14 protein-coding genes are annotated in these 14,067 nt (G+C 68.1%); 10 read left to right on the top strand and 4 right to left on the bottom strand.

Features of this window, described 5'->3' with window-relative positions:
* Positions 1-252 precede the first annotated feature (252 nt).
* The 4 genes from OCW50_RS17190 to OCW50_RS17175 all read right to left on the bottom strand — a co-directional run bounded on the left by OCW50_RS17190 (position 253) and on the right by OCW50_RS17175 (position 4,162).
* Positions 253-1,065 carry a carbohydrate ABC transporter permease gene (locus OCW50_RS17190; protein ID WP_262298401.1) on the bottom strand — a complete coding sequence of 271 codons (813 nt, stop codon included), beginning with the start codon at positions 1,063-1,065 and terminating at the stop codon, positions 253-255.
* Between the two features lie 34 nt (positions 1,066-1,099).
* Complete coding sequence (locus OCW50_RS17185; RefSeq protein WP_262298400.1) at positions 1,100-1,978, bottom strand: carbohydrate ABC transporter permease; 879 nt, start codon at positions 1,976-1,978, stop codon at positions 1,100-1,102.
* Between the two features lie 88 nt (positions 1,979-2,066).
* Complete coding sequence (locus OCW50_RS17180; RefSeq protein WP_262298399.1) at positions 2,067-3,323, bottom strand: ABC transporter substrate-binding protein; 1,257 nt, start codon at positions 3,321-3,323, stop codon at positions 2,067-2,069.
* Positions 3,324-3,970: 647 nt separating this feature from the next.
* Positions 3,971-4,162 carry a hypothetical protein gene (locus OCW50_RS17175; RefSeq protein WP_262298398.1) on the bottom strand — a complete coding sequence of 64 codons (192 nt, stop codon included), beginning with the start codon at positions 4,160-4,162 and terminating at the stop codon, positions 3,971-3,973.
* Positions 4,163-4,429: 267 nt separating this feature from the next.
* Between OCW50_RS17175 and OCW50_RS17170 the strand changes: the two genes are divergently transcribed.
* From OCW50_RS17170 to OCW50_RS17125, 10 genes are all read left to right on the top strand, one after another.
* The gene (locus tag OCW50_RS17170) at positions 4,430-4,762 is read left to right on the top strand and encodes a hypothetical protein (RefSeq protein WP_262298397.1); all 333 of its coding nucleotides are present in this window, start codon (positions 4,430-4,432) and stop codon (positions 4,760-4,762) included.
* Positions 4,762-6,087: a hypothetical protein gene (locus OCW50_RS17165; protein ID WP_262298396.1), complete on the top strand. Its 1,326-nt coding sequence runs from the start codon at positions 4,762-4,764 to the stop codon at positions 6,085-6,087. Before OCW50_RS17170 ends, OCW50_RS17165 begins: the two co-directional genes overlap by 1 nt.
* Positions 6,088-6,406: 319 nt before the next feature.
* Positions 6,407-6,865, top strand: coding sequence for a terminase small subunit (locus tag OCW50_RS17160; protein ID WP_262298395.1), 459 nt, complete (start codon positions 6,407-6,409; stop codon positions 6,863-6,865).
* A complete protein-coding gene (gene terL, locus OCW50_RS17155) occupies positions 6,810-8,279 on the top strand; it encodes a phage terminase large subunit (RefSeq protein WP_262298394.1) in 1,470 nt (489 codons plus the stop codon). Before OCW50_RS17160 ends, terL begins: the two co-directional genes overlap by 56 nt.
* 5 nt (positions 8,280-8,284) lie before the next feature.
* On the top strand, positions 8,285-10,024 hold the full coding sequence (locus OCW50_RS17150; protein ID WP_262298393.1) for a portal protein: 1,740 nt from the start codon (positions 8,285-8,287) through the stop codon (positions 10,022-10,024).
* Between the two features lie 137 nt (positions 10,025-10,161).
* Positions 10,162-10,392, top strand: a complete 231-nt coding sequence (locus OCW50_RS17145) for a hypothetical protein (protein ID WP_262298392.1) — start codon at positions 10,162-10,164, stop codon at positions 10,390-10,392.
* Positions 10,373-10,714, top strand: a complete 342-nt coding sequence (locus tag OCW50_RS17140; RefSeq protein ID WP_262298391.1) for a hypothetical protein — start codon at positions 10,373-10,375, stop codon at positions 10,712-10,714. Before OCW50_RS17145 ends, OCW50_RS17140 begins: the two co-directional genes overlap by 20 nt.
* The gene (locus tag OCW50_RS17135; protein WP_262298390.1) at positions 10,714-12,096 is read left to right on the top strand and encodes a packaged DNA stabilization protein; all 1,383 of its coding nucleotides are present in this window, start codon (positions 10,714-10,716) and stop codon (positions 12,094-12,096) included. The genes OCW50_RS17140 and OCW50_RS17135 overlap by 1 nt, the downstream gene beginning before the upstream one ends.
* On the top strand, positions 12,096-13,064 hold the full coding sequence (locus OCW50_RS17130; protein ID WP_262298389.1) for a hypothetical protein: 969 nt from the start codon (positions 12,096-12,098) through the stop codon (positions 13,062-13,064). The genes OCW50_RS17135 and OCW50_RS17130 overlap by 1 nt, the downstream gene beginning before the upstream one ends.
* A 36-nt stretch (positions 13,065-13,100) precedes the next feature.
* Positions 13,101-13,847 carry a hypothetical protein gene (locus tag OCW50_RS17125; RefSeq protein ID WP_262298388.1) on the top strand — a complete coding sequence of 249 codons (747 nt, stop codon included), beginning with the start codon at positions 13,101-13,103 and terminating at the stop codon, positions 13,845-13,847.
* The last annotated feature ends 220 nt before the right edge of the window (positions 13,848-14,067 follow it).

Here is a 14,067-nt window from a genome sequence, read left to right as displayed (position 1 = left end):
GCACAAGGCCGGCCATGACGTGGGGAGGGTGGCAGGAAGGGCGGAGGATGCCACGACGGGGGAGGGTGTTCGCACCGACCCTGACCACCTTCTCCACGTCATCACCGGGCTCGTCCCGGTGATCCCGATACGAGAGGCGCTGCGCTTCAAACAATCGGGATGGCCGGCACAAGGCCGGCCATGACGTGCGGAGGGTGGCGGGATGGCCGGCACGAGGCGGGCGGGAAACCGTCGGACACGGCCGGCCCTCTTCTATCCCTTGACGGCTCCCATGGTCAGGCCGCTCACCACGTAGCGCTGGAAGACCATCGTCAGGATGAGGGCCGGGGCCATGATGGTCACGGACGCCGCCATGACGCCGCCCCAGTCGATATCGGCATAGGAGAGGAAGTTGAACACCGCGATCGGCAGCGTCCTGGTCTTCTCCATGCTCAGCACCTGGGAAAACAGGAAGTTGTTCCAGGAGAAGATGAAGGCCAGGGTCGTGGCCGTGATGATGCCGGGTCCTGACAGGGGAAGGATGATCTTGAGAAAGATGTAGTTGCGCGATGCGCCGTCGACCATCGCCGATTCCTCGAGCTCGATGGGAATCGTCTCGAAGTAGCTCGACATGATCCAGACCACGATGGGCAGAGCGATCAGGACGTGGCTGAGCACCAGCGCCACGTAGGTATCCATCAGGCCGAGGCGGGAGAAGATGATGTACCACGGCATCAGGAACGAGATCCCCGGCATCAGCCGCGCCAGGAGGATCACCAGCGCAAGCCGCCGCTGGGAAAAGCGGGCGATGGAATAGGCCGCCGGCAGACCGAGCAGGAGCGACACGCCCACGGCGAAGAACGCCACGACGGTCGAGTTGATGAAATACCGGATGAAATCCTGCTCTTCGAACACCTTGTAATAGTTCTGGACCGTCGGACTGAAGACGAACTTGGGCGGCCACGCGACGATGTCCACCTGGGTCTTGAGCGAGGAGAGCAGCATCCAGAGGAAGGGCAGCAGGACGATCGCCACCAGCAGGGCGACTGCGCCGTAGAACACAATTCCGAGTCCAAGCTTTCTCATGACGAATTCTTTATCTCGCGCCGGATGCCGCCGTTCAGGCTGCCGTCCGCTTGTTGAGCCGTGTGATCCCCACGCTGCAGGCGAGGACGACCAGGAAAAGCACCACCAGGATGACCGCGGCCTGCCCCATGCGGAAATACTCGAAGCTGTACTTGTAGCCGATGAGGTTCAGCGTTTCCGAGGCGTAGCCCGGGCCTCCGCCCGTCATCGCAAAGATGATGTCGAAGGTCTTGAGGGCATCGATCAGGCGCAGGATGACGGCTGTGACGATGACGGGCATCACCATCGGGATCGTGATGAGCCTGATGATCTGCCATTCGCTCGCGCCGTCGATGCGGGCGGCCTCCGCCGGCTCGTCGGACAGGGCCGCGAGGCCGGCGAGCACGATCAGCGTGATCATGGGCGTCCATTGCCACACATCGACCACCACGAGGGAGAACAGGACGGTGCCGGCGCCGGAAATCCAGGAGCTGGGCGGCAGCCCGAGCGACTCCAGAACGTAGTTCGCCAAGCCGATCGTCGGATCGTAGAAGAGGTTGAACACGATGCCCACCGCGACCGGGGTCGCGACCAGCGGCAGGAGGAGCAGCAGCTTCACCACGCTCCGGCCCACGAAGGCGCGGTTCAGCAACAGAGCGGCCGCCACCCCGAGCACGGCCTCCACGGCCACGGCCGAGACGGTGAAAACCATCGTGCGCCACAAGGCCTGCAGAAAACGCGGCTCGACCAGCACCTGAGCGTAGTTGTTCAGGCCGACGAACGACGGTGCGGCGCCTGACGTCAGCGTCCAGTTCGTCAGGCTGATATAGGTGGTGTACAGGACCGGAAAGACCATCAGCAGCGCGACGAAGAGGATCGCCGGCAGGGGATAGATCCAACGGATGCTGCTGTCCGTGTAGCTGTTCTGGTTCATGAACTCTCGAGGGATGCAAGCGCCAGGGGCGCTGGGTCTTCCGGATCGAGGCCGCGCCGCCCGAAGGCGGCACGGCACTCTGGCGAGCTTACTGTCCGTACTCGCCCGTGTCGCGCAGCAGCGTGTTGACCTTGGCAACACGTTCCTTCGCCATGTCGTCGATCTGCGGCGACGCGCCCTTCGTGTTGATCGATTCGAGAACGATCTCGCCGATCAGGTCGCGGGCCTCGCCGACGGCGCTCATGAAAGGCCTGTCGGTGGGAGTGCCGTTCTTCGCCACGAACGCGCGGGTCTCGACGAGGCCGGGATCGACCTTGGCGACGACGGCCGGATCCTCCCACACGGATGTCCGGGCCATGGTGATGTTGGCCCCCATCGCCTTGGCGGCGAGCTCCTTGCTGGTCGCCCAATCGACGAAGGTCTTCGCCAGGTCCTTCTTCTTCGACTGGCTCGCCATCGCGATGCCCCAGGAGGTCGCGTAGAACGGAGAATGGGCCTTGGGTCCGGCCGGGAAGTTGGCGATGCCGACCTTGTCCGCCCCGAGCGACGTCTTGGCCGGATCGGTGATCTGTCCATAGAAGACGGACGCATCCGTCCACATGGCGACACGGCCCGCCTGGAACAGGGGCAGGATGTTTTCCCACGACATGGATGTCACGCCGCGGGGGCCGTAGCTCCCGACGAGCTTGCCGTAATAGCGGATGCCGTCGACGGCTTCCTTCGTGTCGAACACCGCCACGCCCTTGTCGAGGTACTGACCGCCGAAATTATAGACGTAGCTGGAGAGCTGCGTGACGGCCGCCGCGCCCTTGCCGCGGGACGCGAGGCCTGCCACGCCTCCGGTGTTGAGCTTCTCCGCGGCGGCGGCCAGCTCATCGAAATTCGTCGGGACCTTGATCCCCGCGGCGGCAAGAAGGTCCTTGCGATAGAACAGGACCTGCCATTCGGTGACCAGCGGAACGATGTTCGGCTTGCCCTCGTAGGTCACGATGCTGACCGTGTTCGCCGGGTAATCCGAGAAGTCGTAGCCGGTGAGGGGCTCGTACCACTTGTTCTTGGCGAAGAGCTTTCCGTCCTGCAGCGGACGCGTCATGAACACATCGACCGAGGACGAGTTCGTGGCGAACTCCGTGGTCAACTTCGTCGTGAGCTGACTTTCCTGCAGGCTCTCGACATTGACCTTGATGCCGCTCTGCTGCTCGAATTGCGGAATCGCCGCCTTGAGAATGTCGCCATACGGATGGTTGGCCAGAAGGACACGGATCTCCTTCGTCTGGGCCATCGCTCCGCCGCTCATGCCCAGGCCAAGGGCCAGGGCCAGACCGAATTTCAAAGTCGTTCTCATTTTTCCTCCCGAGAGAGCGCTGCCATCGTGAGCCCGCGCCGTGCCCGACATCGCGACCGTGAGCAACAAGGGCCTGTCGAGCCTTCGCTCCCGTCGCCGCCGGTTTGCGCGCCGTTCATACCGCCGACCCTCCGGAACGGCAAGCTGAACGGCCCGCCATGACGGGGGAGGGTGTTCGCACCGTCCCTTGCCACCGTCTCCACGTCATCACCGGGCTCGTCCCGGTGATCTCGATTGTTTGAGGCGCCGCGCCTCACCGCATCGGGATGGCCGGAACAAGGCCGGCCATGACGTGCGGAGGGTGGCGGGAAGGGTGGAGGGTGGCGGGAAGGGCGGAGGGTGGCGGCAAGGGTGGAGGGTGGCCATGACGGGGAGGATGTTCGCACCGCCTCACACCACCCTCCACGTCATCACCGGGCTTGTCCCGGTGATCTCGATTGTTTGAGGCGCTGCGCTTCTCCGTATCGGGATGGCCGGCACAAGGCCGGCCATGACGTGGGAGGGTGTTGTTACCGGGCTTGTCCCGGTGATCCCGACGACGATGCTCTCGCGGCTTGACAGCCGGTGTCGGACATGTCAGAAATCTAGCCTCAACGAAATCGCGCCCCGGCCTCACGGCTTTGGGGCGCTTTCTGTTTTTGCACCCCTCACCATCCAGCATCCTCATGAGCTTCATCGACACGGTGGCGGCGGATCTCGCGGCGCTCGAGAACGATCTGAGGCGCACCCCGACGCGCGCCTTGCGCGACGCGGACGCCATGGTCGAGTGGGTGGACGAGATCCGTCAGCGCCTGCGGCGTGCCCGGACCCTGCTGGCCGGCGATGCGCCGATCGCTCACGGGAACAGCCCTTCCCGATGCGCATGCGGACCCAGGCACGATCTCACACGTGGAAGGTCCACATCAGCAGCAGCCCGATCAGCCCGACGATCACGATCAGGGTGAACGCGATCCAGTAGTGGCGTCGTCCCGTGGGTAAATCGCCGAACATCATCGTCTCCTCAGGACCGCGCATCCTCTTTGCCAGATAGGGCGGAACCGGATTCAGGCTTGGCCGCGCCGCGCCGAGACGTGAGACAACCCGAACTCTCCGAAAGGTCCGACTTCATGGCTTTGGACGTTTTCACGCCCATCGGCGGCACGGTCGCGCTCGCCGTCGGCACCGCGACCGCCCGGGCGGCGCTCCCGGATCCGAGGATCGGGACCGAGGACCGCAGCCTGCGCATCCTGAACGCGGGCGACGACACCGCCTTCGTGGCCTTCGGGGGCAGCACGGTCGCGGCCGCCGTTCCGGACGACGGCGCGCCGGCGAACGGCATCCCGATCCCGCCCAGCCATGCCCCGGAGCCCTTCCGGATCCCGCCCGACGCCACCCACCTGGCCGCCATCTGCCGGAGCGGGTCGGCGACGCTCTACATCACGCTCGGCAGGGGCCTCTGATGCTGCGCTCCCGCCTCAGGTCGCGCAGCCGCAGCCCGGTCGCGGGCCGGCGCGGCGCGGTCGGCTCCCTGCTCGACCTCGATTATGTCCGCAATCTCTACCATGGGCGCAGCCTGGCCGACCACGTCGCCGGGCGGGCTTCCCAGGCCTATACGCCGGACCACGACGGCGTCTACCACCTGACGCAGGCCACGGAGCCCCGGCGCACCAGCGCCGGGTTCCTGCTCGAGCACGGCGCCACCAACGCGGTGCCGAACGCCTGGCTGCATGGCGCGGCCGCCGGCACGCCCGGCGCGCTGCCGACCGGTTGGGCCGTGACCGTCCCGACCGGCACGACCCTGTCGGTGGAGGCCGTCACGACCCATAAGGGCCTGCCCGTCATCGACCTGCGCCTGCGGGGCGCGGCCACCGGCGGCGGCTTCCAGATCCGCTTCGGCGGGCTCTCGGACATCCCGGCGGCGGCGGGCCAGAACTGGGCGTTCTCGGCCTTCCTGCATCTGCTCGAGACCTCCGGCAACCTGCTCGATCTGCGGCTCGCGCTCCAGGCGCTCAACGGCTCCGCCATCGGGCTCGGCGCGAACGACAGCGGCAACGTGCTCCCGCAGGCGGCCGCCTGGTCGCGGCCCGCCACGAACCTCGTCGGCACGCCGGCCGGCACGGCGAAGATCGTCGGCCTCCTCACGGCGGACCAGGATTTTTCCGGCTCGGTCGCGCTCGACGAACGGATCCGCATCGCCGTGCCGCAGATCGAGCCATGGAACCCGCTCTGGTGCGACGCCCCGTTCCCCACGACGCCGATCCGGACCGAGGGCGCGGCGGCGGCGCGCGATTTCGAGCACGCCCACGTGAGCCTCGACGGCCTCGGCGTCACCAACGCCTTCACGGGCATCGTCATCGGGCGCATGCCGCCCGCGATCCGCAGGCTCGGCACCCATGTGGAATTCGTGAGCGCCGCTTTCGCCCCGCGGCACATCCTGGGGCTGCGCACGGACCAGGCCGGGGCCGCCATGGAGCTGCGGATCCGGGCCTTCGACGAGGAGGCCGGCGTCACGGCGAGGGTGCCCCTGCCGGCGCCCGGCTCCCGGTTCTGCGCGGCCTTCTCGGTCGACGACCGGGCGGTGGCGCTCTCCGTCAACGGCGGCGCGGTCGGGTCCGTCACCTCCACGCACCCGGTCTTCGACGGCTACACGGACATGTTCGTGTGCGGGACCTGGGGCGGCGTCCACCAGGCGGAAGCACCGGTCGAGCGCGTCATCGTGTTTCCGGGACCGGTGCCGAACGGCGACCTGCCGGCCTGTTCGGTGCCGTCGCGGTGGGACCCGTGATCGCGCGTCGTTCGCCCTTCCGCTACCCTCCCACCACCCTCTCACGTCATGGCCGGCCTTGTGCCGGCCATCTCGATACGGAAAAGCGCGGCGCCTCTCGTATCGGGATCACCGGGACAAGCCCGGTGATGACAGTGGGAGGGTGTTCGCACCGGGTCACACCACCCTCCACGTCATGGCCGGCCTTGTGCCGGCCATCCCGATCGGAAGGGCGCCGCGCTCCACCGCATCGGGATCACCGGGACAAGCCCGGTGATGACGTGGAGAAGGTGGAAAGGGCCGGTGACACCACCCTCTCCCCACATGGGTGAATCCCCGCATGGCCCTGAACGACAAGCAGACGCGGTTCGTCGAGGAATACCTCGTGGACCTGAACGCCGCCGGGGCGGCGCGCCGGGCGGGCTACAGCGCGCGCAGCGCGGCGCCGATCGGCCATGCGAATCTCCGCAAGCCCGCCATCGCGGCGGCGATCGCGGCCGCCCGGGAGGCGCGCTCCGCGCGCACCGGGCTGACCCAGGACTGGGTCCTGGACCGGCTGCGCGAGATGGCCGAACGGTGCATGCGGCAGGAGCCCGTGCTCGACCGCCAGGGCCAGCCGACCGGCGCGTTCACGTTCAACGCCGCGGGCGCCGCGAAGGCGCTGGAGCTCATCGGCAAGCATCTCGGCATGTTCAAGGACAGGGTCGAGCCGGGCGGGCTGCGGAAACCGGAAGACCTGTCGGATGAAGACCTTGCCGCTCTCGCAACAGGACGCAGCCCGGGAGCTTCTGCGCCGTAGGCGGATCAGGCGCTCCTTCGTCGATTTCTGCCGCGCGACGGGGCTCGAGCCGGCGCCGCATCACCGTCTGCTGGCTACCAAGCTGCAGGACTTGGCGGAGGGCAAGATCCAGAACCTTCTGATCTTCATGCCGCCGGGCTCCGCCAAGAGCACCTACACGTCGCAGCTCTTCCCGGCCTGGTACTTCGCCCAGCCCCATGCCGGAAATATCATCGCGGCCTCGCATTCAACGGAGCTGGCGGAGCGGTTCGGGCGCAAGGTCAGGGGCTGGGTGCTGAATCAGCGGACGGCCCTCGGCTACGGCGTCTCGGGCGAGAGCTCGGCCGCCGGGCGCTGGATGACCACGCGGGGGCAGGAATACCTCGCCGCGGGCGTCGGCACCGGCATCGCGGGCTTCCGGGCCAAGATCGGCCTGATCGACGATCCGTTCCGCTCGCGCCAGGACGCGGACAGCGCCCTGGTCCGCAATCGGGTCTGGGAGTGGTTCAACGACGATTTCGACACCCGCATCGTCCCGGGCGGCGGGCGGGCGCTCGTCATGACCCGCTGGCACGACGACGACCTAGCCGGCCGATGGATCGCCCGGGCGCAATCGACCGGCGAGCGGCTCGAGATCATCTCCCTCCCGGCGGTCGCGGAGGATAACGACCCGCTCGGACGGGCGCCCGGCGAATGGCTGTGGGAGGGCGAATACGGCTACGCGGACCTGCTGCGGGCCAAGCGCCGGACGGCGGACCCGCGCACATGGGCGTCGCTCTACCAGCAGAACCCCGTTCCCGACGGCGGCGACTACTTCAGGGCCGAATGGATCCGCCCGGTCGCGGCCCTGCCGCCGACCGGAACGCTCAGGATCTACGGGGCGTCGGACTACGCGGTCACTGCTGATGGTGGGGACTACACGGTTCATGTGGTGGCCGGTCTCGATCCGGAGGGCCGGATGTACCTGCTCGATCTCTGGCGGCGCCAGGCCGCGTCCGACGCCTGGGTCGAGGCCTGGTGCGATCTCGTCCTCACGTGGAAGCCCCGGGAATGGGCGGAGGAGCAGGGGCAGATCCGCGCCGGCGTGGGGCCCTTCCTCGACAAGCGCGCGCGGGAGCGCGGCGCCTACTGCGCCCGCACCCAGTTTCCGACCCGGGGGGACAAGGCGGTCCGTGCCCAGTCGATCCGCGGGCGAATGGCCATGGAAGGGCTCTACGTCCCGGCCGCCGCGCCCTGGACGAACGATTTCGTCGCGGAGCTGCTGCGCTTCCCGGCCGGCGTCCACGACGATCAGGCGGATGCGCTCGGCCTGCTCGGGCAGCTCCTCGACACCATGAGAAACGGCACGGCGCCGGCCACGGCCGCGCGCCCACCGAGACCCGGATACCGACCGATCGGAGCCCGCGCGCCGGCTCCGAGCGCCAACACGTTGTGATGCCCATGAGCGAAACCCGACCCGCAGACGACGGGCCGTCCCACGACGGTCTGTCCCTGGCGGCCCTGCGCCGGCAATACACGGACTACGTCGCGGTCAAGGCCGCCGAGGTGGACGAGCAGCGCACCGCCTGGCGCTATTACCACAGCGCGCAATGGACCGAGGAGCAGCTGCGCACGCTTCGCGACCGCCGCCAGCCGCCGATCACCTTCGACCGGCTGTCGCGCAAGATCGACGGGCTCGTGGGCGTGGTCCAGAGGTTCAGGACCGACCCGAGGGCGTTTCCGCGCACGCCCCGGCACGAGGCCGGGGCCGAGCTGTCCACCATCGTCCTGCGCTATGCCCTGGACGCCAGCCGCTGGGAGGATATCGAGCCCGGGGCGCTGCTCTCGGCCGCCGTCCATGGCATCGCGGTCGTCGAGATGGGGCTCGAGCCGGGCGACGGCGCCGACCCCGACATCACCCTCTCGTCGGTCGATCCGACGACCTTCTTCTACGACCCGCGCTCGGTGCAGCCGGACTTCTCGGACGCGCGCTACATGGGCGTGTCCCGCTGGGTCTCGGCCGGCGAGCTCGACGAGATGTTTCCCGGCGCGTCCGAGCGCGTGGCCGGTTCCTTCGGCGGCGGCGACGGGACGGCGCACGAGATCGACCGGGCGCCGCTCTGGGTGAACGCGAGGACGAAGATCCGCCTCAACGAGCACTGGTACCGGCACCGGGGCGAATGGCGCTACTGCATCTACGTGAACACGGTGGCGCTGGCGCAGGGCGCGTCGCCCTTCGTGGACGCGCGCGGCCGCACGATCTGCCGCTACCGCGCCTGGTCCAACGGCGTCGATCACGACGGGGACCGCTACGGCTTCGTGCGCCGCCTCAAGGGCCCGCAGGACGCCATCAACCAGCATCGCTCCAAGGCGATGCACATCATGAACACCCGCCAGGTGATCGCCCGCAAGGGGGCGCTCGACGACATCGAGGCCGCGCGCCGCGAGGCCGCGCGGCCCGACGGCGTGATCCTGTACGACGGCGCCTCGGACGAGTTCCGCATCGAGCAGGCCGATCAGGAATTCCTGCAGCAGACCCAGTACTTCCAGGACGCCAAGGGCGAGATCGAGAATTTCGGCCCGAACCCGGCGGTGGTCGGCACCGGCGTGGAGGCCCGGTCCGGCCGGGCGCTCGCCATGATGCAGCAATCGGGCATCGCGGAGCTCGGGCCGTTCCTGGCCCATTACCGGGCCTGGAAGCTCGACGTCTACCGCTCGGTCTGGTGCGCCGTCCGCACCTGGTGGACGGCGGAGCGCTGGATCCGCATCACGGACGACGCCGGCCTGGCCCGGTTCATCGGCGTGAACCGGCTCGAGATCGGCCCGATGGGCAACCCGGTCATCGCCAACGCCCTCGGGCAGCTCGACGTGGACATCATCCTCGACGAGGGCCCGGACGTGACCAACGTCATGGGCGACGTGTTCGACATCCTGTCGTCCCTGGCGCAGAGCAAGATCCCGGTGCCGCCCCAGGTGTTCGTCGAGATGTCCGCCCTGCCGAAGGCGGTCAAGGACAAGGTGCTCGGCATGATGTCCCCCGAGCCCGACCCCGTCGCTCGGCGGCTCCAGGCCCGCCAGGCCGAGGCGGAGGTCGCCGGCCAGGAAGGCAAGGCGGCCGAGAGCTTCGCCCGGGCCGACAAGACCCAGGCCGAGACCGCCCGCCTCACCGGACCGGGATGGCCGGCACAAGGCCGGCCATGACGGGGGGAGGGTATAATCACCGGGCTCGTCCCACCCTCTCACGTCACCACCCGCTCACACCACCCTCCACCCCATCATCGGGCGGCGGCCGTCTCCGGACCGCCGCCCGTTCTGCGAACCCTTGAAGGAATGCCCCCATGGCGACCGTGATCTATCGCGACCGTGACCGCACGGCGCCCCGTGTGACCTGGCAGGGAATCGAGTTCCTGGACGGCCAGGCCGTCGCGGTGGACGACCCGGCCCTCCTGGCGAAGGCGGAAGCGAACCCGTTCTTCGAGATCGCGGGCGAAGCGCCCGCGCCGCGCCGCGGGCGGGCGGCGAAGGCTGTGACCCATCGGGAGGTGACCCATGACGAAAACCAGGACTGAGCTCGCTACCCGGGCGCTCGGCATCCTCAACCTCCTGCAGGCGGGGCAAGCGCCGCACCCCGAGGACCTGACGGCCGTCGCGGGCATCGTCGATCCCCTCGCGGCGCAGCTCGGTCTCGACAATGTCATCTATGTGGACGACACCGACGGGATCGACGACGCGGTGTTCCTGCCGCTCGCCGCGCGCCTGGCCCTGGAGATCGCGCCGGATTTCGGCCTTCCCGCCGTCGACGACGCCACGAAGGCGAGAGCCGAGGCCCCCCTGCGGCGCCTGGCGGCGCGGCCGCCGTCCTACCGTCCGCTCACGATGACGAGCTTCTGATGCCTAGCCTCCCTTATCCCCTGTCATCGACGCCGGGCCAGCGCCCGGGCGAAGGGCAGGGGCGGCTGATCAACGTCTATGCCGAGACGCTGGGCGAGAGCATCCGCTATCTCAGGACGCCGGGCCTCGCCGTCTTCGCCGATGCGGGCAGGTCCACCCCGCGCGGCATGATCGAGGTCAATGGCGACGTCTATGCGGTCTATGCCGCCGGCGTCGTGAAGGTGGCCGCCAACGGCGCGGTGACGGCGCTCGCCGGCTCCATTCCCGGCACGGACGGCGTGACGCTCGCGCGCAACAACAAGGTTTCCGGCGGCGTCTCGACGCCCGATATCGTGGCGGTGCGGGAGACGGGCGGCGCCTACGTGCTCACCCCGACGACGGTCTCGGCCTATCCCGATGCGGATCTGCCGGCGACAGCCAACAGCGTGGCATTCCTGGACGCCTTTCTCATCTTCAGCGTTGCCGACGGGCGGATCTTCGCCTCGGAACTCAACGCGACCGCCATCAATGCGCTGAGCGTCGCCACCGCCGAAGCCCAGCCCGACGGGTTGATCCGCTGCGTCTCCCATGCCGGCGTGGTCTACGCCATGGGCCGGGACACCATCGAGCCCTGGCTCAATGTCGGCGATTCCCCGTTCCCGCTCCAGCGCGGCACCTCCGTCCTGTCGGTGGGGCTGCTCACGGCCATGGCGATCGCGGGGTTCGGGGTCGGGTGGGACGACGTGCCGTATTTCGTGGCGCACAACAAGACCGTGCAGGCGCTGAAGGGCTACCAGACCGAGAAGGTCTCGACGCCGGACGTCGAGGCATTCATCGCGGCCTCCACGGTGTCGACCCTCGAGGCCTGCGTCTACACCCTCAACGGCAATGCCTTCTGGTCGCTCTCGTCCGACCGGGGCACCTGGGAGCTGAACGTCAGGACCGGGCAATGGCACGAGCGCGTCAGCGCCGGCCTCAACCGCTGGCGGGGCTCGAAATCCGTGAAGGCCAACGACAGATGGTTGATCGGCGACAGGCTGTCCACGAACCTTCTGACCGTCTCGGAAAGCGTGAAGACCGAAGCCGGAACCACCGTCGAGGCCACCTATGAGAGCGGCCCGTTGAAGGAGTATCCGACCAGGATGGTCGTTCCATCCCTGTTCGGGGAATTCACGCCCGCCGAGGAGACCGACGTCGCCGTCTCGTGGTCGCATGACGGCGGCAAGACCTGGTCGAACCCGGTGACGCGCCCGCTCGAACAGGCGGACAGGTTCCCGGTGCGGGTCAACCGGCTCGGGCTTTCGACCCATCACGGTTTCCGGGTCCGGTTCAAGACGTCGTCGGCGAAGGATTTCGCCTTCATGGGCGCGTCCGTTCCCGACCCGCAGGGGAGGACGCCGTAATGCCCACCGAGGACAAGATCGATCTGGCTAGGCTGCCGCCGGTCCTGCCCGTCACCGTGGCGCGCACGACGCCGGACGGCCTGCCGACCAAGGAACAGCTCGACTGGGACCAGTTCGCCCGCAACTGGTACAAGACGACGGTCGTCAACCTGAACACGCGCCTGACGGAGGTGCGCTCCGACACGGACGGCAACTCGGACTCCATCGTCGAGGAGACGAACGCGCGCACGAGCGCCGACGAAGCCCTGGCTGAGCAGATCACGACGGTCCAGGCGAGCGTCGGGACTTTCACCGCCGGCGGGCAGGTCTATTTCGGGGCCCGTGCGACGCCGTCCGGGGCCGAAGCGGCCTATGGCATCTACCTGACCGCCGGGAACGCCTTCACGGGCTTCGAGATGATCGCGAAGAGCGACGGCACCTCGGCCATCGGGCTGAGCGCGAACCAGCTCTACTTCACCGACAGCGGGACGGGCACGAACGTGTTCAGTTACGGGTTTGATACAGATCTCGGCCAGAACATCTTCACCTTCAACGTGCCGGTGCGGATCGGCACGGAGGAGATTTTCCCCAACTCGGTGACCAAGCCTCAGGATTCGACGATCAACGCCTCGAACCTGATCGGCGATACCGGCGGGAACTGGGTCACTTTCATCTCGCACACGGCGCAGACGGACGGCGGCGCCTATTCGGCCCTCATCATCGCCGATTTCATGTACCGTGTCGGCTCGAGCGGCGGCACGACGAGCGCCAATTGGCGGCTGATCCGCGAGCGGGACGGGAACATCAGAACCCTGAGATCCGGCGCCCTCTCGGTCTTCGTCGACTACACGCCCGTTCTCACGGCGCGGCTCATCACCGACGTGAGAGACAACGACATCTTCAGGCTGCAAGCCAGGATCGCCGCGACGGCCGGCTTCACCTTCCAGTTCGACGACAAGTCCATCCTTCTCGATCTGCGCAAGCGCTGATCACCTTCCCACAGCTTCAAACTTCGGGAGACGCTCATGTCTTCACCCTTCTCCGGCAGCGCCGGCCGCCGCGCCGCCGTGGCGGAAATGGCCTATCTGGACAATGCGCAGAAGGGCCTCGACCAGCGCATCAAGAGCGGGCGCAACGCCAGCCTCAAATCCCTCAACGGCGGCTACAAGAGCGCCCTTGCCGTGAACCAGCAGGAACAGGCGCTCTACAATCCCTACCGGGACACCGGCCTGAAGGCGCTCGGCCAGTATTCCGATGCCGCCGGCCTGAACGGGCCGGAGGGGCACGACCGCGCGGTGGCGGCGTTCCGCGCCGGCCCCGGCTACCAATACCAGGTCGACCAGGCGACCGACGCGGTCGCGCGCAAGGCGTCCGCGTTGGGCATGCTCGGATCCGGCAACACCGCGGCGGCGATCTCGGACCGGGCCGGCCACATGGCGGACCAGGAATACGACCGGTATCTCGGCCGCCTCGACGGGCTCAACAGGCTCGGCTACGACGCCACGGGCCGCCAGGCCGGCGTCCTCTCCGACCGGGCCGACCTGTTCACCCAGAAGGGACGGGACAAGGCCTCGGTCTATGGCGATGCGACGCGTCTTGGGGTCGGCACGGCCCAGCACACGGCGGACGGCGCCGTGAGCGCCCTGCACGGCGGCATGATGGCCGGGCAGAACGCCGCCGCGAACCGCTTCGGCGCCATCATGGGCGGCTTGCAGCTCGGCTCGAAACTCCTGGGCGGCGGCCTGGGCAAGCTCGGCAGCCTGTTCGGTTGAGGAGGGCGCGTCATGCCTGGTGGTTACGGCCCTCCCGATTGTTTGATGCGCAACGCCTCTCGGACGCGGGATCACCGGGACGAGCCCGGTGATGACGGGGAGGATGATCATCGCTGTGGCGTGACCTTTCCCACGTCATGGCCGGGCCTGTCCCGGCCATCCCGATTGCTTGAAGCACAACGCCTCACCGCATCGGGATCACCGGCACAAGGCCGGTGAT

It is taken from the genome of Microvirga sesbaniae (assembly GCF_025460805.1).
Lineage (GTDB): Bacteria > Pseudomonadota > Alphaproteobacteria > Rhizobiales > Beijerinckiaceae > Microvirga > Microvirga sesbaniae.
This window is presented reverse-complemented; position numbering and strand designations above follow the sequence as displayed.